Origin of the sequence: Aromatoleum sp., assembly GCF_032027225.1 — a bacterium.
Lineage (GTDB): Bacteria > Pseudomonadota > Gammaproteobacteria > Burkholderiales > Rhodocyclaceae > Aromatoleum.
Map to the genome: position 1 here is coordinate 1 of NZ_JAVSMM010000003.1, position 23,897 is coordinate 23,897.

A 23,897-nucleotide genomic window follows, 5' to 3' on the forward strand; every position below is an offset into this window, starting at 1 on the left:
ATTGACGTAACTGAACAGAGCGTTCTGTTTGTGGTCGGTGCCACGCATCGAGATTATTGATTTGTTGATTCGAATGGAATTATATCAGCCCTGAAATACCCGCCAATACTAGGATTTATCGTAAATCAACACCCTGCTAGGGAACGGACGCGTTCGCCTTGCCATTCCGAGGATATCGCTTAGTACGCGCCCTGGCCCCAGTCGGTTGCAGCACTCAAAATCCGAAGCACGTCAGCGCCGTGGCCCGCGCGAATCTCGTCGAGGGGCATGCGGCCGGCCAGCAAAGGCTCCGGGTACGTCAAGAAATCGTGCGCCTGCCATGCCCGGTGCTTCCCGAAAGCCGCCAGGATGTCCGGCAAGACCCGCAGGACACCGGGTTCGAACTGCCACCCCGGGTAGCGAACGCCTGACCTCCCGCCGCGTATCGACAGCGCCAGGACGTGACCGGCGAAACGCATGCGACGGAGGGTTCGCTTCGGAATCCCGGAGAACCGGGCCGCTTCTTTCGGTGACAACATCCCTCGGGCGCGAAGTTGCGCTCGTTGTTGTCGTCGGCCGCGAGCCAGTAGCGCGCGCTCAAGCCTCTTGCAATCCTGGTCGTCCAGGGACTCCTCATCGAGGTCGGTCCGGTCATTGTCCAGCATGTCGGTCTCGCTCTCGTCTGGGATGGCTACCGGTGCAGCCACTCGAGCTTCTTGCGCAAGTCCGCTTGCGCGGCGTTCGTGCCGAGCCCGAGAAGAGGGTCCGTGAGGGCAAGGTTGGCACGGTGCTCGTCTGCCCACCCCGCGTCGTTATCATCGACAGCGAGCCAGCGGGTATGGCGATGTCGCTGGACCGCGTGTCGAATTTGTTCGTAACGGGTCAGGTTGTCCCATCGACGCGGAGCCGTTTCGTACCACGTTGCCCCGACGACACGGCGTAGCAGGGACTCGGGCAGGTGCGAACGAGCGGCTTCGAAGCCCAGCACCCGCGCCCACGAGGTCGAGAGCACAACCTGGAGCGCCGGGTAGGGCGTGAGGAGGTGCTCCAAAATATCGGCCCATTCGAAAAGCCAGAAGCCGTCTGCGCGCAGAACGATTCGCTCTCCCTCGCGGTACACGGCGTCCGGATGGAGCACCCCGTCGTAGTCGAGGAAGAGCGTCGGGCGTTGTGGTTCTCGCTGCCGTATTCCCCCTTTGCTTGCCATTCCGGGTTCCCTCCTCCGTCGACTCCCGCTGAGTGTGCGCGTGGGGTGTCGGGAAGGAAATGCGGGATTGTCCTAACGTATTGTTTAAAATGTGTTTTTGTCAAGCAGTCGGACGACTGGAGTGCAAAGGTCGCGCTACCGGGGTGTCCCGTAGTGCGGGGTACAAGCATGCCTGCGCGGACGTGTGGAGCCGTCTTCCGCTCATGAGGCAGGCCGCCATGTGATGCCGTCCCATCAGCAGTTACTATACAAAATGGCTTTTTGTATAGTAACTGTCGTGAGTCTTACTCACCTGCCAGGTTCCGCGCGGAGAAGGCACCGTCGCTGGCGGGATACGATGTTGCGTTGGTGGCGACCTCAAGAGACGCTGTAGCCGAGCTGACGCTCATGCTTGAGGGCAAGGAGCACGACCTCAGTGGCCGAATGGGCATAGAGCACCACATGTTGCTCGACGACATACTCGCGCAGCTCAGGCAGCCCCGCCTGGGCCGCCAACGCGAGCACGCGCTCCGCCCGCATCCGGGCCTGCACCGAGTGTCCCGATAGGAAGCGGGCGGGTCGGCCGCTGGCTGGCGCCCAGGTGAGCATAGCGACCATCTCGCGCAGGCGGCTGCGCAGCTGACGAAACCGCGCTGGGGCGGACGTCTCGTCCTGCTCAGTGAAAAAGTGTCGTGCGTCGTCGAGATTGGCGAGGAAGTTCGGCGCGGCCTCGACCTTGGCGCGTTGCGGCAGGGTCATCGGTCGGTGGAGTCGGCCAAGGCCTGCATCAGCTCCGCGGCCGACACCCGCTCACCTGAAAGCACCTGCCGCAGTCCTTCTTCTGCCTCCTGCAGCAGGACAAGCCCGGCGTGCTCCGCCTCGAGCGCATGGTAGTAGTCGAGCTTGCGGGCATCGACCAGCGCGACGAAGCTCGAACCGTTCTTCGTGAGAATTTTTTCGGCACCCGCACCGACAACCTCTTCGGCGAGCTCTGTCAGGCGCGCGCGGGCCTCGCTAATCGGGACAATATCGCGGCTTCGCAAATTCATTACAGTATCCGTTAATGAATCCATTGACCCATTATAGTGCCCCGGCCAACAAAGTGGGAGCCGCGGTCGAGGATGCCGTCGCCCAGCAGGTGGTCGTTGAGTTCGTGGCGGAGGACGGCGGGACCTACACGCGGGCGTCGGTCCGCGCTCGAATCTTCTTCGACACCACCGGGTAGAACGGTACCCGCGGCCGAACGTCCCGTTGAGCTTCTCGAGGCACGGCGGCCGAACTTGGAGCGGCTGTTCGGTACTTTTCAAGCGCCCCCTGCTGTTCCACTTAGCTTTGCAGCGTGGAGGGCGAAGCACGCGCGCCCGGTTCCAGTTTCGACGATTCGCCTGATGCCCCCTGACGCGTCGAATTCGCGAGACAATTTCCGCAGAGGAAGTGAGGACCTGCAGTGGGGAGGGAGGCGCCAATGAGGACCGCAATCGGCAAAACTCGAGCTTCTGGTCGGATGTTCGACCCGACCCCACCCCCGGCCCGGGACGAAGGAGCTCAGTCGTACACGGGCAGTCCGCCGGTGTGCCCGGGCAACGGGGCCGTTGAGTACACTCAGCGGGGGTTCGAACAAGAGCGGCTGCGGCAGGGGGCGAACGATAAGCTGTGCGCGGCGCTGAACCGCTTTCACGAGGAGCACGGTTCGTTTGCCGCCGAATATTCGAATCTATGAATCGGTCAGGTCCGTCACGGCGGGCAGCGTCCGGAGCACGTCCGCGGCGAGGCCCACCCGTCCTCTTCGCGGGGCACACGGTCGCCCGGTAGTCGCTCCGCAGTAGCCGAAGTCATTCTGGGGTTGTTGGTCACGGTAGGGGTGGGGCACACATCGCGATGAGGGCGCCCCGCGGGCGCCCGGCGGGGGGTTGAAGTTGCGCGCTCACCTTCGGGTTCGCCTGACCAGCAGTCCGCTTCTACTTCCGCAGTGCGAGGATGAAACTGTGACCAAGCCCCTCGACCTTCGGGTCAGGGGCGAATTGAGATAAGCTGTCTGGGTCGGGCGCCCCATAGCGGACACCGCGGTGGCGTCCCGTTCCCGCAGGTGTTGCGCGGACAGCTTGGTGGGTGATTGCGACGTGATGGTCGGTCGGCCCTCATGCGGTCGGAGACCCCTTGGCGTGACTTCCGGGAGCGCGCCTTCATCTCGTCGAGAACCAAGAACGGGGAAAAGCCACGTCGTTTCACGGAAATTTTTTTGGCCATGAATTGCTTTATTTCGTGCCGATTGGCCAGGTTATGGTTTTCGAGGTTCGGCGGCGTGGGTGGAAGTGACTCCTCAGTGCGTTTTCAGGCCCGTTGGTGGTCGCGAGTTCGGTAGTTCTTGGCCACTTTATGCTTTATTCCGTGCCAGGAAATGCTTAACGGCACACTGGCCTCAGTCATTTCCGCCGTAACCCCTAGTGTTGGCGCGGGTTTCAGCCACTTGCAGTGGCACGGTCGGACAATCTCGACGTCATTATTCGCTCGCTGGCGCGGCGAATCCTCTCTTTTCTCCGTTTGAGCTGTGGCTGCTCGCGGCAGTCATCCATTGAAAATCAATAGATTGCAGGGTGGCGTTTGCGTCAACGATGCCAGCCGGTCTGACGGGCAAGACGAACTTTCGCCGATCTTATGCTGATCGGCCAACTGCTGGCACTCGTCGTTCCCGCAAACCAGTCAGTTGAAAGGCAGCTTCACTGGGAAACCAGCCGGGCATCCTGCGCACAGTATTCTTACAGCACATGTTCCAGCAGAAATCGGCGGGCAGCCCGCGAGGCCGCGCTAATACTGCTCGGATGCTGAATTCGGTAGCACTGAATCTTGCGGCCCAGCCGAAACTGCCATAGCTGGTCAACAGCAATGCCTTGGGCTCGGTAGTCTGCAAACTCGCTGCATACGCTGTGATCGCCTTTGTATGGAAAATAACGCTGGCGAAACTGAGCACTGCTGGCGCCATTAGCGAATATTATTATGTCCGGCTCGAGAACCTCGATTTGCGCTTTTAGCAGCCGCTCCGAGATTTCCAGCAATTCAGGAAAGTTCGCCCAACGCATTGGCGACCTGCTATTCCAAGCAAAGCTAAACAAATTCGCCCAAGCGATCCCATCGCGCTCATGCTGAGACGCCAAGGCTCGAAGCAGGTTGAAAAAACTAGCTCCTTTGTCTGGCGGGGCCGCAAGACACCGGAGTAAATGGACTTGTTGTTTGGCCATTGCCGTCTGTATGTAGTCGTCTAGTGTCCGGAACGGGGCTTCGCTGGATACCACATTCCAGCGTCGAGTCTCACGTCCGACTACCATTATTCGTTGCCGGGAGCGCTCATAGGCCACCGAAGTGCCGGGCAGGAAAAGGCCCGAGAGCTTCGCGAACTCTGCTTCATGGACCCGACTGCGGTCGAACCAGTGAAGCGGAACCTCCGAGAGAATTTTACGGTAGGCTTGGGTGAGGTTTTTCTGCATGCTCTCCATCGCATAAGGCTCGTTGCGGCAAGATTACCTCAATAGCATAAGACATCCTTGCGATCCAGCGTATACGAGCATCGCCTTGATCCGTGGCAGGCTAACGTTGGTCTTTGTCGCCCTGCTGCTGGCGGTCGCCAGCAGCATGAGACATTCCTAACAGGAGCCGGCTTTGGTCGTTACGCGTCGTACTGATCGAACAACGCCTCCTGCGCCGCCCAGTCCTGCGGCACTGCATGATTCTTGAGCCAAAGGAGGCTGAGCGTCTTCGGCTGCCTGCCCTCCAGAATCGCCCGCACCATCCGCGGCGACAACAGCGTGAGCCGCAGCAGCTCGTTGACGGTGGTGTGATGCAGCCCCTCGCGCCGCGCGATGTCGGTTCCGCTCTCGACCACTCCCTCGTCGATCAGCCGCTGCCAGTGAAACGCCCGCGAGAGCGCGGTGAGAATTGGCGCGTCGTGCTGGGCCTCGGCGGCCGGCGAGTGCGCCGCCGGAATCACGTGCTTGCGCCCGCCACGCCGCTTGATGCGGATCGGCAGCACGGTGCGGATGCGAACCCCCTCGACACTTTCCTGCTGCGCCTGGCCCGCCTGCTGGATCCTGGTCATGCCGTCGCCTCCTGTTCTTCTTCGAACTGCAGCAACTCGCCGCCGATCGTGTTCGCGCGCAGCTCACCGACCAGATCCCGCCAGCCCGGTTCGCGCCAGACGATCTCCAGCGTGTCCTCAGTGACGACCACTCGCTCGATCAGCAGCTGCACGATGCGCTGCTGCTCGGCGGCGAAGAGTTGTCGCCAAACATCCGCGAGATTGCGCAGCGGCAGCACGATGTCCGGTTCCGTGAGCTGCGGGTCGGCGCGGCGCGCCGCATCGCACACCGCCTGCGTCACTTCCGGCGCGAGCAAGGCGGCCTGGACTTGCGCCAAGACCATGTCCTCGATGGGTGCGGCCGGCAGCATCCCGATGGGGTGCTTGCCAGCACCATAGCGGAGGGTCCGGCGCGGCACGTAGTAACGGTAGCGGCGCCCGTTGGCCTTGGTTGTGAAGGACGGCTGCAGGCGCTCGCCGTCGGCGGTGAAGAGCAGGCCCCGCAGCAGCGCCTCATCGACCCGGCGCGCCCAGGTGTCGGTGCGGCGCACGTTCAGGTTCTCGGCGAAGATGGCCTGCACCGAGTTCCACAGCGCCTCGTCGATGATCGCCGCGTGCTGGCCCGGGTAGCTCTCGCCCTTGTGGCTGATCTCGCCGAGGTAGAGGCGGTTGCTGAGGATCTTGTGCACCCCCTGCTTCGAGAAGGGCGTGCCACGGCGCGAGGTAATCTTCTCGGCGGCCAGCGCGCGCACGAGATCGGTGGTCGAGCGTAGTGCGACGAAGCGCTCGAAGATGCGCCGCACGAGCTTCGCCTCGCCGGGCTCGATCACGAGCTGCCGCGCTGCGACGCGATAGCCCAGCGGCACGACGCCCCCCATCCACATGCCCTTGCGTTTCGAGGCGGCAATCTTGTCGCGGATCCTCTCGCCGGTCACTTCGCGCTCGAACTGCGCGAAGGAGAGCAGCACGTTCAGCATCAGCCGACCCATCGAGGTCGTCGTGTTGAACTGCTGCGTCACCGACACGAACGACACGCCGTGGCGCTCGAAGACTTCGACCATCCGTGCGAAGTCGGTGAGGCTACGCGTGAGCCGGTCGATCTTGTAGACGATCACGATGTCGACGCCACCGGCTTCGATGTCAGCCATCAGCCGCCGCAATCCCGGGCGCTCCATATTGCCGCCGGAGAAGCCCGGATCGAGATAGTCGTCGGCCACCAGCGACCAGTTCTCGGTGCGCTGGCTCACGACATACGCCTTGCCCGCCTCGCGCTGGGCGTCGATCGAGTTGAACGACTGGTCGAGGCGCTCGTCGGTGGACACCCGGCAGTACACCGCACAGCGCTTCCTTGTGACGATCGCACTCATCGTGCACCTCCGGTCTTCTTCAAGCCGAAGAACGCCGGTCCCGACCAGTGCGTGCCGGTGATCGTGCGGGCGACCGCCGACAGGCTGCGGTAGCGCTTTCCGTCGAGCTCGTACTGGCCGTCGGCGGTGACGAGCACGCGGTACTCGCGCGCGTCCCATTCGCGCACCAGCACCGCGCCGGGCATCAAGCGCACCTGCGGCCCGCGTCCGGTCTTGATCTTCGAATGGCGCTCGCCGCAGTCGGCCAGATGCGCCTTGACCTCGGCGGGCAGCCCGCCGTAGGCGAGCTCCTGCAGGCGGTACGCAAGCCGCGCTTCGAGGTAGCCGCGATTGACGCGGTTGGGCCGGCGGGGAAAATGCTGATCCCACAATGCCCATAGCTCGGGCATCGACAGATTGGGGAGCACCGCCACCTGCGCGGCGACGCTCGGATTGGAGGAGGGGGCTTTCATCGTCGTTCCCGGTGGTGGAGACGTGTCCATGAACGCGCTGTGGCCGGCACAAGCCAAGTCACAACGCGCTCTGCTGCGGAAGGCTGTCAGCTGCGATCGGCCTGGTAGGTGATGCGCTCGCCGCTCGCGCGATCGTTGATCGCCATGAAGGTGACGCCGTTCTCCCAGCGGCCGCAGGCGACCTCGGTGTCCTCGGCATCGATAGGCATGATCCAGCCGGTGATGCCGGCCGGAAGGGTCAGCAGATCCTCAGGACGGGCGATCAACCAGCACGGCCCACTTGCCGCCTGCGCCTCGATGAGCACCGCAGGATCGACGTCCGGGAAGTTCTCGCGCGAGAAAATCGGCCGCCACACCAACGGTGCGCCGCGCTCGAACCATTGCCGCACGCACTGCTCCATGTCGTTGCCGGTCGGCGCGATCGTCTTCCATTCGTAATCATGCGTCGTTGCGTCTTGCATCCTCGTCTCCTTCCCGGTTCAGCGGCGCCGGCCCAGCCAGCGGGCGATGCGGCTACGCTGCAGGTGCACCGCGTAGCGCAGGTACTCACGCGTCTCGGCGAGTGCCCAGCCCAGTCGCATGAAGCGGTCGTCGGGCTTTTGCCGGCGTGGACGGGGCAGCACCGTCGGCAGCGTCTGTGGCGGCCGCTCGGAGCCGAGCGGGATCGGCGGCACCTCCGTGAAGTGGATCCCGCCGCCATCCTCCGCGGGCGTGGTCACCATGACGTCGAGGTCGGGGGGCTGCACTGCATCGAGGACACGCTGCAGATCGGCCGCCGAGGCGCGGCCGGCAAGTTGGACGAACGCCGCCCGACGCGCGAACGGGTTGGTCTGGTCGAACTGGTCTCGCTTCAATTCCATCTTGTCTCTCCGAATGTCGAGGGGTGCCGGCTTTCCGCGATGCCTTTCGCGGTTCGCGCCGGCGGGCGTTACGTGGCATGGCGCATGGAGAGGCGTGCCTGAACGAACGACACGCCTGGAGGGGCGGCGATATGCCACGACTGCCGCCGCCCGACCCTGCAAGTCAGTTCGCCGGAACCTCGGCGTCGAGGCGCGTCTGGATGGCGCTGACGAGCTCGTGCGGAATCTCTACTTCGTAGCAGTGGGCCGACTGCGCGCGGTCGCACTCGTGCCGGCTCACGGCCGCGCGGGCGATCAGCTCGATCAACGCGGGCAGTTGCTCCTGAACGTCGATCTCGGCCACCGCGGCGCGGGCATGGCGGAAGGTGCGGCGCGCTTCGCGCCATTGGTCGGGGAGGGACTTCAACTCGGCGTCGAGGCGCTTTGCCTTGTCACACAGATCGGCGAGCGTGACGCGTGCGACCCGCAGTTCGGTGTCCATGCGCACGAGCGCCTCGGGCATCACGAACTCGCCGTCGCCAGTGATCATCGACTGGCTCGCTGCCTGCGTTTCCGCCGAGACGCCCGCCTCGATCTCGCCGATGTGCCGCTCGATCCGCGCGATCAGCGTGTGCGTTTTTTCGATCTCAGCCTGCAGGGCCTGCCGTTGCCGATTGAGACCGCCGAGCGCTTCCTTGGCCGCCGCGAGGCGGGCAGGGGCCTCGATGCGATCGCGCAGATCAGCCTGTTGCCGGTTCAGAGTCCACAGCGTGTGCTCCAGGTCACCGACGGCCTGCTGTGCGGCGTTTGCCGCAACACGTGCCGTCTTCTCGGTGGCGCTGATCGCAAGGCGCCCGGGGTGCTGCGCCTCCAGTTGGCGACTGGCATCCGCCCTGGCATCACGCTCATCCCTGGCCGATGCCAGTTCGGTTTCGGTAGCCTCGACCTGTTTACAAAGGTCGGCGTAGTCGGCCTGAAGCGTAGCGAGGTAGCCGGAAGTCTTCTTGCGAAAGGGATTGAGTTTCATCGGGTGACTCCTGTTCAGGGGGTGGGGTACTTGCGGGCGAGCAAGGCCTGCATCGCGCGCATCAGAACGTTGGCGGGGTTGGCCTTGACCGTGGGCGAGCGCCCGGTGGGCTGCACTGTGTGCAGGCGAAGAGTGCGAACCCCAGAGGGCTCGACGTACGGGCGGAGCGGGGTGCGATTACTCACGATGTTCTCCGTAGCGAATGCCGCGCTCTGCGCCGCGCGGCGTGGCGTTGGGGATGGATTCGGCAAGGGGGCGGCCCGCGACAATGCGCCAGAGCGCGCCTTCGCGGCCGTGGCCGAGGTGGGTGATTTCGATGCCCTTGGCGCGGTAGGCAGGGGCGATGCGGCGCAACTGATCGGCGAGCCCCTTCGGCGAACGAGGCCAAGTGCTGCGGTCGGCGATGTTCGGGTTGTTGAGTAACTCGTAGAGCTGGCCGGCGGTGCCCTGCCAGTTCCACGGCAAGATGCGCTCGGCCAGATACTTGTCGAGCACCTGAGCGACGGCATTGCTCTCGAGCGCCCGGTCGATGCCGGCCCGCACGAGTTCCGCGTACTGACGCTGGAACTCGCCCGGGGCGAAACCCAGTGCGCGGGCGACCGCTTCGCCGAGCCGCTCGTAGTCGGCCATGCGCTGCTTGTGGGTGAGCTTCACCGCGGGCAGGATCGCGAGCGCGGCCGAGAAGAGATCGAGCAGGGTGCCGAACACCTTGGGCCGGTCGCGCTCCCAGGCCGCCGCGGCATCGGCGTCATCCTTGCGCGCCTCGGGCGGGATGGTCGGCATGTCGATGTGGATGACCCGGTCGATGAGATCGGGCCGTGTGGCGACCACCGCGATGCCGTTGAGCACCACCGGGCGCTTGGTCTCCATCACGTGCTCTTCGCCGTTCGTATAGAGTTGGCGCGCCGCGAAGCCGCCGCCGGTGGCCAGGGTGCAGAAGGCATCCTGTTGCTCGGCGGTGAGGCCGGAGAGGTTCTCGTAGGAGACGAGCCAGCTGTTCGCGGCGGCGACGAAGATGTCCTCCACGGTTTTCGGGCGGCCGCGCAACATCACTTTGTTCGGATCGACGAGGCTCCGCAGGACGGACTGGGTGGTCGACTTGGCCGAGCCCTGTTCGCCGACGAGTTCCAGCACCGGGAACGGGGTGTCGGGGCGGAAGCAGTCGAGCAGCCAGGCGAGCACCATCACGCGGCGATCGGCGGGGACGTTCACATGGCGCCACAACAGGCCGATGTCGCCCTCCGGTTCAGGCATCGGTAGTGGCCGCATCGATTGCGTGCGGGTGAAGAGCACCGGCGAGCGATCGACGATTTGCCAGCCGTTCGGGGTCACCTGCACGGCCCGCCAGTGTTCGTCACATAGATCAATCAGGTAGCCGACCTCGTCGGCGGCGGCGCGCAGGTGGACTTCGACCTCGTCGCCATCGTTGATGCCCGCGGCGCACAGCGTGGCGAGCGCCGCCTTCATCGTCGTATCGGGCACCCCGGACTCGGTCGCCCGCCAGTAGGCGGCGCGCAGCCACGCCTCATAGCCGCTCGAGAGCACCCGCCACACTTCCTGGCGCTCAGCCATCGGGATCATCGCCACCGCCTTGCGGTCGGCATCATGGTGCAGGCGACAGTGCTGGCGCCCGAGTGCGACCAGTTCATCGATCGCCGAAGGCTCGTCACCGCCGTGTGGCAGTTCGTCGTGCACCAGCTTGTCGAGCAGCGTGATCGAGCAGTCGCGGTTGGTGGTCTTCGCCGCGTGCCGTAGCCGCAGGTAGGTGGGCAGATCGGAGGCCTTCAGCACGGTGAAGGCGCGGATGACGTCGTCTTCGGCGATCACACCGACGTCGTCTTTCAGGCGCATGAGCGCTTGCTCGATCACTTCGACCGGGTTGTCCTCGGGTGTGAGGGTGGCTTTGGCGGTGGGGCCTTCCGTGTTGGCCGCGTCCAACAGTGGGACATCACCGTCACCACCGTCACAAACATCACCGATGTGATCGTTGTGATGGTCGTGACGGTCGATCGCTACTGACTGGTCCGGGGAAAAGGGGGGCTCGGTCATGGCGCCATGCCTTCAGCGATCGCAGTGGATCCGCACGCTGCGATTCGTGACGCGCCCGGCAGCGACGGAGCAGGGTGCGGGAAACGACCGGATCATCGACGCACCTCGGCGCGCTTCGAGGCGGCGCGGCCGTGCGCTTCGCACGCTTCGATTTGTTCGAGCGGATACAGCACGCGGCCGACGACACGCAGGAAGCCCGGGCCGGTACCCCGGCGGCGCCAGCGCTCAAGGGTCTTCTCGCTGACCTGCCAACGCGCAGCGAGCTGTTGCGGGGTGAGATGCATGGATGTCCTCCTGGGCCGGTTTCATCACCCGTCGAGTGAGCCATCGATGGGGCTCGAAAGACGGTCGGTGATGCTCATGGAGTGACATTTTGAGGGCGGTTGGACTCGAAAAATAGTAGCCAAAACAACGCAATACGCTAGGTGTGCTCTCTGCTACCCGCCATTGCTATCCAGTTCGGACGGCCTGTGCGGTGGGCTCCTCTCAACACGACGCTTCGGTCGTGCTGCCGTTGGGAATCCACCGTCACGACCGTCACCGCTGAATGACGATCGATCTGCGAATCGTTTCAGCGAGGTGGGATATGCTCATGGCGCGTTCCGACATGGGCCGCAACGAAGGGCAGAACAGCGATGAATGACGACACCCACAACATCTTCACCGAGCCGCCGGATGGGCTCGGGGAGCGTGATTTCCATTTCGAGACCTTTGTCCCCGAAATTGGCTGCATGGAGCAGATCGAGGTGGGTCGTGCGTTTGCCGAGGCCGCCGATCGGCTCTTAGCGGCAGCGGCCGCGCAACGCGAATCGTGGGAAGCCGCGCACCCGATCTTGTTTTGTTACCGACACGCGCTCGAGCTGTACCTGAAGGCGCTGATGCCAAACACAAAACACGGTCATCGTCTGCGTGATCTCGCAGAATTGCTTCGACCACACATTGAGGTTCGCTACCCAGCGGATCAGGTAGCGTGGCTTCTGGACCGCATTGCCGAGTTCGATCGGCTTGATCCGAAGTCGACCGTGTTCCGCTACCCTGACGGTCCGCTGACCTCTTACAAGGCTGGCGAGCAACCCGATCCAGAACTCTGGGTCGACTTCAGACGCCTGCAGCGAACGACCGCAAGGATGTTTCAAGGCCTGGAACGGGTGCGTCTGCACCTATTGGAGTCTGGATTGATTCGATGAGCAGTGCGATGCGTGACCGTCGAGCGGTGTGACGATGGTGATGGTTGTGACGGTTGATCTCTACTGTCAGGGCGGCAAAAAGGGATACACGCCGGTCACGACGGGTCCTTCCGGGTGAGAAAGCCATGCGGGGGGCGCGCGCGCAGCATTTCGCTACCGACGGGGTGCAAATTGAGGTTTGCGCCGGTTTGCGGTTTGCGGTTGGCGGCCCGCGAGCGCGGAAAAACCGCCGATCGGCGGGGTTTGCGGTCAGGGATGTCGTGGCGTCACGCGACGTTGCGCGGCGCGCCTGCGGACGATCGGCGAAGGGGTAAATCGGAAGAAGAGAAAGGGGCGGAACTGAATTCCCACCCCTTGGGATGCAGCCTGCGCCGGAGCGCAGACCCCTGGCATCCGTCAGACGATTCGGTACGCGCGCTCGCCGTCGGCGCCCTTCTCGGAGATGATCGCGAGCCTGAGCTTCTTGCGCAGGGTGCCGGAGAGCGTGCCGCGCACGGTATGGGCTTGCCAACCGGTGCGGCCCATCATCTCGGCGATGGTCGCACCGCCGGGGCGCCTCATTGCGGCGACGATCTCCGCCAACTTGGTGCCAGGGCGGATGGCACGCAGGATGGGGGCCAGATTCTGGACCCCATCGGCGGCGTCATGATTCGTGACGGCGTCTCGCTGCCACGTTGCCTCCGCGGCGGCCACGGCGGCCTCGAGCTCGGGGTCGGGGACCACCGGTGCCGGCAACTTGCGCTTGCGTCCGATGGCGGCGTAGCCAGTGTCGGTCAGGTAGTACTCGACGTGGTCGGCATCCTGGAATGTGGTGATTAGTTCCCGGGCGAGCATGCCGGCGATCACCTTGGCGCGGGCACCGCCGCGCAGGGTGGGCGGCAGGGGTTCGATGTTGCCGTCCGGGCGGCCAGCAGCGGCTTCGAGAATGGCGATTTGGGTGTCGGTGAGTTTGGCGTTCATTCTTGACTCCTGGTGTGGTTGATGACGACACCATGAACGCGCTGTTCGATCACGAAGCCAAGCTGATTAGTGGAGTGGCATCACCCTGGCCCGGGGAGGAGGACAACGGTAGACTGGCCATTTTTCGCGCCGCCCATACAAGGACAGGTAATGGCAGAGCAGGACAACAAGAACCTTGAGCAGTGGATCTGGGATGCCGCCTGCTCGATCCGTGGCGCCCAGGATGCCCCCAAGTACAAGGACTTCATCCTGCCGCTGGTGTTTGCCAAGCGCTTGTGTGACGTGTTCGACGACGAGATCGACCGCCTGGCCGAAAGCTATGGCTCGCGCGAGGTGGCATTCGCTTTCGTCGACAAAGCCCCGAAGCTGGTGCGCTTCTACCTGCCGTTCCGCCCCAAGGAGCTGGGAAAGCCGGTTTGGAGTGTAATCCGCGAACTGTCCAGCAAGATCGGTGAACAACTCACCAGCTACCTGGCCGACATTGCCCGCTTCAATCCGCTGCTCGACGGCATCATCAACCGGATCGACTTCAACGCCACCACCCACGGCCAGCGCGACCTCGACGACGACCGCCTCTCCAACCTGATCGAAGCCATCAGCAAGAAGCGCTTGGGCCTCAATGATGTCGAACCCGACATCATTGGCCGCAGCTACGAATACCTGATTCGCAAGTTCGCCGAAGGCTCGGGCCAGAGTGCCGGCGAGTTCTACACCCCGGCCGAGGTCGGCCTGGTGATGGCGCGCATCCTGGCGCCTACGCCAGGCATGGAGGTGTACGACCCCACCTGCGGCTCCGGCGGCCTGCTGGTGAAGTGCGAAATCGAGCTGGACCGGCGCATGCACGCGGCAGGGCAGGCGCAGTACGCGCCGCTTAAACTGCACGGCCAGGAGTTCACCCCGGCCACTTGGGCGATGGCCAACATGAACATGATCATTCATGACATGGAGGGCAAGATCGAAATCGGCGACACCATGAAGTCGCCCAAATTTATCGAACGCAGCCAGCTCAAGCGCTTCGACCGCGTGGTGGCCAACCCGATGTGGAACCAGGACAGCCAGAGCCTGCCCTACCTGGGCGAAAACTTCTTCGCCAATGATCCCTACGAGCGCTTTGCCGATCCCGGCCACAAGGACGAGCGCGGCAACCCGCGCATTCTCACCGTACCGTCCAGCAGCGCCGACTGGGCCTGGATGCTCCACATCCTGCATTCGCTGAACGACACCGGCCGCGCCGCCGTGGTACTGGATACCGGCGCCGCCTCGCGCGGCAGCGGCAATGCCAACCGCAACAAGGAAAAGGAGGTGCGCAAGTGGTTCGTCGATCACGACCTGATCGAAGGCGTGCTCTACCTGCCGGAGAACCTGTTCTACAACACCAGCGCGCCGGGCGTGGTGATCTTCCTGCGCAAGAACAAGCCGCAAGCGCAGAAGAACAAGCTGTTCCTGCTCAATGCCAGCCGCTCCTTCAAGAAGGGCGACCCCAAGAATTACGTTCCCGATGAGGAAATCGCTCGCATCGCCGACACCTTCGCCGCCTGGCGCGAGGAGGAACGCTTCTCGCGCATCGTCGAAAAGGCCGAGATCGTCAAGAACGACTACAACATCTCGCCGTCGCGCTACATCCATGTGGCCGACGACGAGGACTACCGGCCGCTGTCGGAAATCGTCGAGGACCTGCGCGAGTTGGAAAAGGAGGCACGCCTTACCGATCAAGCGATGCAATCCGTGCTGGCGAGGCTTGGGCTATGAGTCCGGTTTGGCCGCAAGAGGCTTTCGACAGTGCAATCGTCCGTAACTCCATTGGTCGTCAGAACCAGATTGCTGCCGGCGATTACAAGTCCGAAGGCACGTACCCGATTGTCGATCAAGGGCAGAGCTTCATCGCGGGCTATACAGACGACGATAGCAAGGTGGTTTTCGAAGGGCTGCCGTACGTGATCTTCGGCGACCATACCCGTTGTTTCAAGTACGTCGATTTCCCATTTGTACTCGGCGCTGATGGCACGAAGGTCTTGAAGCCGAAAGCCGATGCCTTCGATCCGCGCTTTTTCTACTTCACATTGCTTGGCCTGAACATTCAGAGTCGCGGCTATAACCGCCATTACACGCTGCTGCGGGAAAAGAAGCTTCCACGACCAGAACCCGATGAACAACGCCAAATCGCTCGCGTGCTGGCGACGGTGCAGCGGGCTATCGAGCAGCAGCAGGCCATCATCGCCACCACCCGCGAACTCAAGCGCAGCCTAATGCACAAGCTGTTCACCGAGGGCCTGCGCGGCGAGGCGCAGAAGCAGACCGAAATCGGGCTGGTGCCGGAGAGTTGGGCAGTGAAGCGTATCGGCGAAATCGCTACGCTGAAGTCCGGCGGTACGCCGTCGCGTACCAACGAGGATTATTGGAAGGATGGCACGATCCCTTGGGTCAAGACCGGCGAAGTGGATTACTGCGTCATCAACGATACCGAGGAGAAGATCACCCAAGCCGGGTTGGATGGCTCATCGGCCAAGATTTTCCCTGCCGGCACATTGTTGATGGCGATGTATGGTCAAGGCATCACGCGCGGCAAGGTGGGTATTCTTGGCGTTGACGCTGTCACGAATCAAGCCTGTGTCGCTTTCTTCCCGAAGCCAGAAGTGCGGACCGGTTTCCTGTATCAGCTGTTTGCATTCAAGTACGACTACATCCGAAACCTCGGGCACGGAGCCAACCAGAAGAACCTGAGCGCGGACATCCTGAAGACTGTACAGATTGCATATCCCGAAGATGCCGATCAGCAGGATGAAGTCGTGGCCTCGCTTTCGGCGCTTGATGAGAAGCTGATCTTGGCCGAACGCAAACGCAGCCATTACACCGACCTGTTCAAAACCCTGCTGCACCAACTCATGACCGCTCAAATCCGCGTGCACGATCTGGACCTCGATGCACTGGGCGTGCCGGCGCTGGAATGATCGGCGCTCAGCCGCGCAGCGTGGTCAGCAGCTTCACCAGATCGACGATGGCGGTGTAGGGCTCGGGCGCGGTATCGGCGGTGAACCTGGCGGCCAGGGCTTCCGCCCGCTGGGTGGCGACAGCCAGGCGCTCGCGGGTGACAGCGAAGGCACGGCCCGCGCCCTTTTCATAACCAGGAATGTGCTGCTTCAGTCGCTGCATGACCTCATCGCGGTGCAGCGGCGCCTGGATGTCCTCGTAGTGCAGCAGCAGCCACAACTCGAAGCTTGGCACCGAGGCGATGGCCTTGAAGCGGATGAACTGCTTGGCATCGTTCTTCAGCCTGCGATCCAGCGATTCGGCCAGCCGCAGCGCGTTGAAATAGCTGTCGTGGTCGTCGCGGTCGAATACAGCGTAGACCTGCTCGAAGGCACGGGGCTGGATGTTTTTGTGCCGGTCGCCGTTCTCGAACAACTCCTTGGCGTACTGCACCACCTGAATTGGCGCCGTGCCCAGTTCACTGGGCCGCACCTCGACATTGGCCGTGTGTAGGCGATAGGCAGCGCGAATCTCGCTGAAGTAGTTGGGCTCGGTCTTGCTGCCTTCCGAGACGATCAGGATGCGGTCGTAACTGGCACGCCGGCCCAGTTTGCGTTCGAGCTGCTTCTTCTGGCGCTCTCTTGGGGAGTTGTCGCGCGCCATCAGTGTTTCAGCCCCAGGGTCTGATCCAGAAGTGGTACTGCGCCGTAGCGACCCATCAGGTAGCCGCGCTCCAGCGCCTCGTTCTTGCGCGGGCTGAATTCAGACAAGCTGACCAGCGCCGAGGCCTGGTCGCGGTCTTTTTCCACAAACCAGACCTGGTCGCGCCGGAAGAGGCCGGGGGCATCCAACAGCGAGGTGTCGTGCGTGGTGAAGATCAGTTGCGCGCCGCCCGTATTGGCCTCGGGACGATGGAACAGGCGCACCAGTTCTCGCACCAGCAGGGTGTGCAGGCTGGTATCGAGCTCGTCGATGATCAGAGTCACCCCCTTGCGCAGGATGTCCATCACCGGGCCGGTAAGGAACAGCAAGTTACGTGTGCCGTTCGATTCGTCCATCAGGTCAAATACGGCTTTGCCTTGTTCGGTGACGTGGGAAAAGCGCAGTTGGTGCTCTTCCATCTCCTCGGTGCGCACCTCCGTCTTGCCGGCCACCAAGTCGAAATGCACCGCCTGGCCCGGCACCTTGCGGGTGACCACCTCGATGTCGGCGATGCTGATGTCGGCGGCCGTGAGGAAGTCGCAAATCTGTTTGCGGCCGTCGGCCTGCTTGAGCATCTGAATCGACGTTTGCGGGCTGAGCTGGGCTTGCTCGTTGAAAATCACCAGACCATTGGCGAACCAGTCGAACACCGGCCGCAGGGCTTCGCTGTTGAGCTGAACCGCCATCGACAGGAACAGGGAGTTAGGACGGGTGGCGCCTTCCCACAGGTTCTTTGGACCTTTGAGGCCGGGGCCGAAGTCGTAGACGTCCTTGCCGATGCCGGCGTCAAAATGGCGCTCGAACCAGCGCTGCGGCTTGAATGCCTTGTACACCAGGAGGTGCTCGCTGACGATACGCTGCGGCGTCATGGCAAAGCCGTATTGGTAGCGCACGCCGTCCAGGATGAAGGTGATTTCGAATTCGGTCGCCTCGCTGGCGGACTCGGCATCGAGCCGGAAGGGCTGAACCGCAAAGGTCTGGCCGGGCTGGATTACGGTGGCCGACTCCATCACCACGCCGCGCATGTATTGCAGCGCCTTGATGAGGTTGGATTTGCCGCTGGCGTTGGCACCGTAGATCGCGGCGCTGCGCAGCAGGCTGGGTGCAGCCTTGAGGCCGGTGGCTAAGGTGTGGGTATCCTCGAGAGTCTTGTCCTTGGACGCCACAAGACTGAGCACCTGCTCGTCACGCAGGCTGCGGAAGTTCTTGACGCGGAACTCGACCAACATCGCACTCACCTTGGCAATCGACAATATACGGAAATTATGCGCGATATGCGCAAAAACGCAAGTTATTTTGTATTCATGGCTATGTTCTGATAGGATATCAAGCTCGCATTGACCCCCACGCGATACGGAGTTCCGGCATGGCCATCCCGACCGAACACAAGACCGTTCAGGCCCGCATCCTCGACTACGCGCAAGCCGTGGGCTGGACCTTTGTGCCCAGGACGGACGCCGAGACCCGGCGCGGCTTCGACAAAGCACAGGCCAAACCGGCGGATCGGGCCAAGTGTGCCTCCCCTTTCTTCGTTGCTACCTTGTACGAGCGGGTGAAGGCGCTGAACCCGGGGTTTGCCGATACAGCCGAGGAACTGGCGCGGAAGCTGGCAACATTTCCGGCCGGAATCCGGGGCAATCGCGATTTCTTGCGGGCATTGCGCGGGCAGATGACCTTCTTTGAGCCCACCGAAGTACGTGAGCGCGATCTGCGCCTGATCGACTTCGACTACTGGGCCGGCAACCGCTTCGAGGTGACCGAGGAGTACTACTTCCACAATGGCCGCTACGGCAATCGGGCCGACGTGGTGTTCCTGATTAATGGCATTCCGGTGCTGCTGATCGAGTGCAAGAACGCCACCAAGGACGAGGCCATAGCGCTGGGCGTGGACCAGATCCGCCGCTACCACAACGAGACGCCTGAGCTGATGGTGCCGCCGCAGTTATTCACCGCCACCGAGGCCATCGGATTTGTCTACGGCGTGACCTGGAACATCGTCCGCCGCAACCTGTTCAACTGGAAACATGAGGAACTCGGGCAACTCGAAGCCAAGATCAGGACTTTTTGCGACCGCCAGAACTTGTTGGCCTTCGTGCAGCACTACATCCTGTTCGCCGAGAAGGAGTCGGAACTCCAGAAGTTCATCCTGCGCCAGCACCAGACCGGCGCCGTGGAGAGGGTGGTGGAGCGTGCCCACCACCCGATGAAGCGGCGCGGACTGGTATGGCACACGCAGGGCAGCGGCAAGACGTTCACGATGATCAAGGCGGCGGAGATGCTGTTCAAGGCGCCGCAGTCGGAGAAGCCGACCATCCTGCTGCTGATTGATCGCAACGAGCTGGAGGACCAGATGGTGCGCAATCTGGAGGCGCTCGGCCTGCACAACGTTCAGCCTGCCACCAGTATCGACACGCTCAATGCGCTGTTGAAGGATGACTATCGCGGCATCATCGTCTCGACCATCCAGAAGTTCCGCGATATGCCAGCCGCCCTGAATGCGCGGGCCAACATCTATGTGCTGATCGACGAAGCCCACCGCACCACCCAGGGCGATCTCGGCAATTACCTGATGGCGGGTATCCCGAACGCCACCTTCATCGGGTTCACGGGCACGCCCATCGACGCCACCGCCCACGGCAAGGGCACGTTCAAGACCTTCGGCATCGATGATGACAAAGGCTATCTGCATAAGTATTCGATCCGCGAGAGCATCGAGGACCGCACCACGCTGCCGCTGTTCTACGCCCTGGCACCCAACGAGTTGCTGGTTCCCAAGGAGGTGATGGAGAAGGAATTCCTGGCTCTGGCGGAAACCGAGGGGATTGCCGACATCGACGAGCTGAACCGCATCCTGGAGCGGGCGGTGAACCTGCGCAACTTCCTCAAGGGGCAGGCCCGCATCGACAAGGTGGCGGCCTTCGTGGCCGAGCATTATCGCGAGAACGTGGAGCCACTCGGCTACAAGGCCTTCCTGGTGGCGGTGGACCGCGAGGCCTGCGCGCTCTACAAAGCCGCGCTGGACAAGGTGCTGCCGCCCGATTGGTCGCAGGTGGTCTATACCGGCAACAACAACGACACCGAACAGCTCAAGCAATTCCACCTCGCCAGCGAGGAAGAAAAGGCGGTGCGGCGGCAGTTCGCCAAGTTCGGCACGCTACCCAAGATTCTGATCGTGACCGAGAAACTCCTGACCGGCTACGACGCGCCGCTGCTCTACGCGATGTACCTGGACAAGCCGCTGCGTGACCACACGCTGCTGCAGGCCATCGCCCGAGTGAACCGGCCTTATGAGAACGAGGCCGAGGAGATGGTGAAGCCACACGGCTTCGTGCTGGACTTCGTAGGCATTTTCGACAAGCTGGAAAAGGCGCTGGCCTTCGACAGTGACGAGGTGTCGGCGGTGGTGAAGGACATCGCGCTGTTGAAGTCGCTGTTCCAGAGCAAGATAGACGCGACCCGAGGTGCTTACCTGCCGCTGGTGCAACACAACTTCAACGACAAGGATGTGGACGGACTAATTGAGCACTTTCGCGACAAGGACCGGCGCAAGGCCTTCTTCCGCGAGTACAAGGAACTGGAGATGCTCTACGAGATCATCAGCCCAGACGCCTTCCTGCGCCCCTTCATCGCCGACTACAGCAGCCTGTCGGCGATGTATGCGGTCGTGAGCAGGGCCTATGCCAAGCGCGTGTATGTGGACCGCGAATTCCAGCGCAAAACCAATACGCTGGTACAGCAGCACGTCGACACCACGGCGTTGGCACCGGTGGGCGAGATGGTGCAACTGGACGAGCACGCCATTGATCAGATCAAGGCCAAGCACGCCGGCGACGAGACCAAGGTGATCAACCTGGTGAAGAGCATCGAAAAGGCTGCCGAGGACGAATCGGACGATCCCTTCCTGGTTGGTCTGGCCGATCGCGCCGACGCGGTGCTGGAGCAGTTCGAGGATCGCCAGGCAACGACGCAGGGCGCGCTGGCTGAACTCATCAAGCTGCTTGAGGAAAACGAGTCGCGCAAGAAAGTGCAGGCGGAAAAAGGTTTCGACGGTCTGACCTTCTTCATTTACCGTACGTTGCTGGATGCCGGCTTGGCCGATGCTGAGGACGTGACGCGCAAGATTCGCGAGGCCTTCATTGCCCTGCCGACCTGGCGAGAAAGCGAAAAGGCACTGCGCGATCTCCGCAACAGGGTGACGGGCGCGATCTTCCCGGCAGTCGGGGATGTGGACAAGACAGTGGCCATCGTCGATGAACTATTCAACTTGCTGGCCAAGGCCTATCGGATTTGAGTGCATCTGGATGACCGACGATCTGAAACAGGCTTTTCGACAGCGGGTTAGCCAATGGGCTGAGAAGCTGAATGTTGGCACGCATACGGTGACACTGCGCCCGATGCGCAACAAGTGGGCCTCGTGTTCAACCTCTGGCCGACTGACCTTCAACAGCGAACTGCTGGCATTGGACGCCGACCTGTGGGACTACGTGATCGTGCATGAGTTACTGCATTTTTTTGTGGCCAACCACGGCAAACTTTGGAAGTCGCTGATGACGGCCTATCTGGGAGACTACCCTGCGCTGGAGGCGAAACTTCGAGGTGTAGCAACGGAGAACTTGGCGCGTGCACGATGACCAAATTGTCGCGCTGCGCGCTGAAAACGCTCGCCTGATCGCCCTGCTGGAATCCCGCGGCATCGAATGGCGCCTGCCGCCTGAGCCCGTCATGGCTGTTGCCGAACCGGAACCATCAAAGCTTTCCACCGACGAGAAGGTGGCTCTATTTCGTCGGCTGTTTCGCGGTCGTACCGATATCTACCCGGTCCGATGGGAGAATTCGACGACCGGAAAGTCAGGATATTCCCCGGTTTGCGCCAATGATCGGCGCCCCGGCATTTGCGAGAAACCGCGCATCAAGTGTGCGGATTGCAGTCATCGCCAGATGAAACCACTGTCGGACCAGGTGATCTACGAGCACCTCGCGGGCAAACGCACGGTCGGCGTCTATCCACTGCTAATCGACGACACTTGTCATTTCCTCGCCGCCGATTTCGACGAGGCTGAATGGCGGGAGGATGCCAGGGCGTTCCTTCAGTCGTGTCGCGAATTGGGTGTGCCGGCAGCGCTTGAAATATCGCGATCCGGCAACGGTGCCCACGCCTGGATATTCTTCGCCAGCAGCGTTTTCGCTCGGGATGCACGCCGCCTCGGTACCGCCATCATCAGCCACACCTGCGCCCGCACCCGGCAACTCAAGCTTGAATCCTACGACCGGTTGTTCCCCAATCAGGATTCGATGCCCAAAGGAGGTTTCGGTAATTTGATCGCGTTGCCACTGCAAAAGGCTCCGCGTGAGCGAGGATGCAGCGTCTTCGTGGACGGCGACTTGCGCCCCTATCGGGATCAATGGGCATTCCTCGCCGCTATCCAGCCGATGGCCGCGCACGATATCGAGCCCACCATTCTGCGGGCCACGGGCAACTCGCATCCACTCGATGTGACCTTCATTGACGAGGAAGATCAGAAGGAGCCGTGGAAGCGATCTTCGCCTTCCGCGAAGAAGCTGATCGGGCCGATGCCGAAGTCGCTCACGGTAACGGTCGCCAACCTGATCTATTTCGAGAAGGCACAATTGCCACAATCTCTGGCCAACCGGCTGATTCGCCTGGCCGCCTTCCAGAATCCCGAGTTCTACAAGAAACAGGCGATGCGCTTTTCCGTATGGGATGAACCACGGGTGATCGGCTGTGCCGAGAACTACCCCAATCACATCGCCCTGCCGCGTGGCTGTCTGGATGCCGCGCTGGAACTATTTCGTGACAATGCTATTGGCTGCGAGCTGATCGACGAGCGATACGCAGGGTCGCCGCTGGACGTCGCGTTTGCCGGTACATTACGGCTGGATCAAGAATTTGCTGTCGCCGCCATACTGCGTCACGACGCGGGCGTCCTGTGCGCGCCGACTGCTTTTGGCAAAACGGTTACTGCTGCTGCAATGATTGCGCGGCGAGGAGTGAACACGCTGGTGCTCGTACACCGGCGGGAACTGCTCAAGCAGTGGCAGGAACGTTTGCAATCATTTCTGGGCGTTGGCAAGGGCGTGCTCGGCACCATCGGTGGCGGCAAAGCCAAACCGACAGGGAAAATTGATATCGCCGTGATGCAGTCGTTATCGCGCCAGGGTGAAATCAACCCGTTGGTCGAAAATTACGGCCACGTCATCGTAGATGAATGTCATCACCTGAGCGCGGAGTCGTTCGAGGCGATCTTGAAGCAGACAAAAGCGAGATATGTGCTTGGCTTGACTGCCACACCGATTCGTCGCGATGGCCGGCAGCCGATTATTTTCATGCAGTGCGGGCCAACGCGCCATACCGCCGCGAAACCATTGAGTGCGCCACATGATCTGGCCGTCACGCCGTGCACACTGCACAAGCGGATTGATTTGCCGCAGGAAGCGGCCATTCAGGATGTTTTCCGGCACATCGCCGGTGATCCAGAACGGACCGCCGCGATTGCGACAGAGATTGAGAACGCATACAGGCAAGACCGGAAAGTCCTCGTGTTGACGGAGCGCACCGAGCATCTCGAATCCATCGAGGCTGCTCTGAACGGCAAAGTTTCAGCACTGACTGTTTTACATGGCCGGTTGGCAAAAAAGTTGCGTGCCACTTTGATCGCCGAGCTTGAGGCGCTACCCCCTGATGCACCTCGCGTACTACTTGCGACCGGGAAGCTGGTCGGTGAGGGTTTCGACCACCCACCGCTTGATACCCTGGTGCTGGCAATGCCGGTATCGTGGAAAGGGACGCTGCAGCAATACGCTGGCCGCCTGCACCGCGAGCACGCCACCAAGACCGATGTGCGCATTGTTGATTTCGTCGATACTGGCCATCCGGCACTGCTGCGGATGTGGGACAAGCGCCAACGTGGTTATCGGGCGATGGGATACAGAATTGCAGAATGATCTGCAGCGAACCGCAGGCACCCGCAGCAATACTCATTGGCTCCAATAGCGAGTAGTTCGGTAGTAAACTGTCCACCACCAGTATTCAATGCCCAACCGTTATCGGTTGGGCATTTTCATTTATGCATGGTGCACGACGCACGGGGCTAC

At 62.2% G+C, this 23,897-nt stretch carries 23 protein-coding genes; 6 read left to right on the forward strand and 17 right to left on the reverse strand.

Annotation, left to right across the window (positions count from 1 at the left end):
* Positions 1–179 precede the first annotated feature (179 nt).
* From ROZ37_RS04780 to ROZ37_RS04845, 14 genes are all read right to left on the reverse strand, one after another.
* The gene (locus ROZ37_RS04780) at positions 180–644 is read right to left on the reverse strand and encodes a hypothetical protein (RefSeq protein WP_312657932.1); all 465 of its coding nucleotides are present in this window, start codon (positions 642–644) and stop codon (positions 180–182) included.
* A gap of 26 nt (positions 645–670) precedes the next feature.
* Positions 671–1,186, reverse strand: a complete 516-nt coding sequence (locus tag ROZ37_RS04785) for an HAD domain-containing protein (protein ID WP_312657933.1) — start codon at positions 1,184–1,186, stop codon at positions 671–673.
* 357 nt (positions 1,187–1,543) lie between these two features.
* A complete protein-coding gene (locus ROZ37_RS04790) occupies positions 1,544–1,924 on the reverse strand; it encodes a hypothetical protein (protein WP_312657936.1) in 381 nt (126 codons plus the stop codon).
* Positions 1,921–2,214 carry a type II toxin-antitoxin system Phd/YefM family antitoxin gene (locus tag ROZ37_RS04795; RefSeq protein ID WP_312657938.1) on the reverse strand — a complete coding sequence of 98 codons (294 nt, stop codon included), beginning with the start codon at positions 2,212–2,214 and terminating at the stop codon, positions 1,921–1,923. Before ROZ37_RS04795 ends, ROZ37_RS04790 begins: the two co-directional genes overlap by 4 nt.
* Before the next feature lie 1,707 nt (positions 2,215–3,921).
* Entirely contained in the window at positions 3,922–4,647 is a 726-nt protein-coding gene (locus ROZ37_RS04800) for a hypothetical protein (protein WP_312657940.1), read from the reverse strand.
* A gap of 179 nt (positions 4,648–4,826) precedes the next feature.
* The gene (locus ROZ37_RS04805; protein WP_312657941.1) at positions 4,827–5,255 is read right to left on the reverse strand and encodes a site-specific recombinase resolvase; all 429 of its coding nucleotides are present in this window, start codon (positions 5,253–5,255) and stop codon (positions 4,827–4,829) included.
* Positions 5,252–6,601 (reverse strand): recombinase family protein, encoded by a 1,350-nt coding sequence (locus ROZ37_RS04810; RefSeq protein ID WP_312657942.1) that lies wholly within the window; start codon positions 6,599–6,601, stop codon positions 5,252–5,254. Before ROZ37_RS04810 ends, ROZ37_RS04805 begins: the two co-directional genes overlap by 4 nt.
* Entirely contained in the window at positions 6,598–7,053 is a 456-nt protein-coding gene (locus tag ROZ37_RS04815; RefSeq protein WP_312657943.1) for a DUF2924 domain-containing protein, read from the reverse strand. The genes ROZ37_RS04810 and ROZ37_RS04815 overlap by 4 nt, the downstream gene beginning before the upstream one ends.
* An 86-nt stretch (positions 7,054–7,139) precedes the next feature.
* Positions 7,140–7,514, reverse strand: coding sequence for a hypothetical protein (locus tag ROZ37_RS04820; RefSeq protein ID WP_312657944.1), 375 nt, complete (start codon positions 7,512–7,514; stop codon positions 7,140–7,142).
* Between the two features lie 18 nt (positions 7,515–7,532).
* Positions 7,533–7,913, reverse strand: a complete 381-nt coding sequence (locus ROZ37_RS04825; RefSeq protein ID WP_312657945.1) for a hypothetical protein — start codon at positions 7,911–7,913, stop codon at positions 7,533–7,535.
* A gap of 163 nt (positions 7,914–8,076) precedes the next feature.
* A complete protein-coding gene (locus ROZ37_RS04830; RefSeq protein ID WP_312657946.1) occupies positions 8,077–8,919 on the reverse strand; it encodes a hypothetical protein in 843 nt (280 codons plus the stop codon).
* Between the two features lie 14 nt (positions 8,920–8,933).
* A complete protein-coding gene (locus ROZ37_RS04835; protein ID WP_312657947.1) occupies positions 8,934–9,104 on the reverse strand; it encodes a hypothetical protein in 171 nt (56 codons plus the stop codon).
* The gene (locus ROZ37_RS04840) at positions 9,097–10,968 is read right to left on the reverse strand and encodes a hypothetical protein (RefSeq protein WP_312657948.1); all 1,872 of its coding nucleotides are present in this window, start codon (positions 10,966–10,968) and stop codon (positions 9,097–9,099) included. Before ROZ37_RS04840 ends, ROZ37_RS04835 begins: the two co-directional genes overlap by 8 nt.
* 92 nt (positions 10,969–11,060) lie before the next feature.
* Positions 11,061–11,252 carry a helix-turn-helix domain-containing protein gene (locus ROZ37_RS04845; RefSeq protein WP_312657949.1) on the reverse strand — a complete coding sequence of 64 codons (192 nt, stop codon included), beginning with the start codon at positions 11,250–11,252 and terminating at the stop codon, positions 11,061–11,063.
* Positions 11,253–11,603: 351 nt separating this feature from the next.
* Between ROZ37_RS04845 and ROZ37_RS04850 the strand changes: the two genes are divergently transcribed.
* On the forward strand, positions 11,604–12,155 hold the full coding sequence (locus ROZ37_RS04850) for a hypothetical protein (RefSeq protein WP_312657950.1): 552 nt from the start codon (positions 11,604–11,606) through the stop codon (positions 12,153–12,155).
* A 396-nt stretch (positions 12,156–12,551) separates the two neighbouring features.
* Here ROZ37_RS04850 and ROZ37_RS04855 read toward each other — a convergent pair whose 3' ends face one another.
* Positions 12,552–13,115 (reverse strand): DUF3489 domain-containing protein, encoded by a 564-nt coding sequence (locus tag ROZ37_RS04855; protein ID WP_312657951.1) that lies wholly within the window; start codon positions 13,113–13,115, stop codon positions 12,552–12,554.
* Between the two features lie 150 nt (positions 13,116–13,265).
* On the opposite strand from ROZ37_RS04855, the gene ROZ37_RS04860 reads away from it, so the two are divergent.
* Both ROZ37_RS04860 and ROZ37_RS04865 read left to right on the forward strand, forming a co-directional pair.
* Entirely contained in the window at positions 13,266–14,864 is a 1,599-nt protein-coding gene (locus ROZ37_RS04860) for a class I SAM-dependent DNA methyltransferase (RefSeq protein ID WP_312657952.1), read from the forward strand.
* A complete protein-coding gene (locus ROZ37_RS04865) occupies positions 14,861–16,063 on the forward strand; it encodes a restriction endonuclease subunit S (protein WP_312657953.1) in 1,203 nt (400 codons plus the stop codon). Before ROZ37_RS04860 ends, ROZ37_RS04865 begins: the two co-directional genes overlap by 4 nt.
* A gap of 7 nt (positions 16,064–16,070) precedes the next feature.
* Here the strand turns inward: ROZ37_RS04865 and ROZ37_RS04870 are convergent, their stop codons facing one another.
* Positions 16,071–16,745, reverse strand: coding sequence for an RloB family protein (locus tag ROZ37_RS04870; RefSeq protein ID WP_312657954.1), 675 nt, complete (start codon positions 16,743–16,745; stop codon positions 16,071–16,073).
* Complete coding sequence (locus tag ROZ37_RS04875; RefSeq protein ID WP_312657955.1) at positions 16,745–18,013, reverse strand: AAA family ATPase; 1,269 nt, start codon at positions 18,011–18,013, stop codon at positions 16,745–16,747. The genes ROZ37_RS04870 and ROZ37_RS04875 overlap by 1 nt, the downstream gene beginning before the upstream one ends.
* Positions 18,014–18,150: 137 nt before the next feature.
* Between ROZ37_RS04875 and ROZ37_RS04880 the strand changes: the two genes are divergently transcribed.
* The 3 genes from ROZ37_RS04880 to ROZ37_RS04890 are packed head-to-tail and all read left to right on the forward strand — an operon-like array spanning position 18,151 to position 23,747.
* Positions 18,151–21,075, forward strand: coding sequence for an HsdR family type I site-specific deoxyribonuclease (locus tag ROZ37_RS04880; protein WP_312657956.1), 2,925 nt, complete (start codon positions 18,151–18,153; stop codon positions 21,073–21,075).
* A 10-nt stretch (positions 21,076–21,085) separates the two neighbouring features.
* Positions 21,086–21,415 (forward strand): M48 family metallopeptidase, encoded by a 330-nt coding sequence (locus tag ROZ37_RS04885; RefSeq protein WP_312657957.1) that lies wholly within the window; start codon positions 21,086–21,088, stop codon positions 21,413–21,415.
* Positions 21,405–23,747 carry a TOTE conflict system archaeo-eukaryotic primase domain-containing protein gene (locus ROZ37_RS04890; protein ID WP_312657958.1) on the forward strand — a complete coding sequence of 781 codons (2,343 nt, stop codon included), beginning with the start codon at positions 21,405–21,407 and terminating at the stop codon, positions 23,745–23,747. Before ROZ37_RS04885 ends, ROZ37_RS04890 begins: the two co-directional genes overlap by 11 nt.
* Positions 23,748–23,897 lie beyond the last annotated feature (150 nt).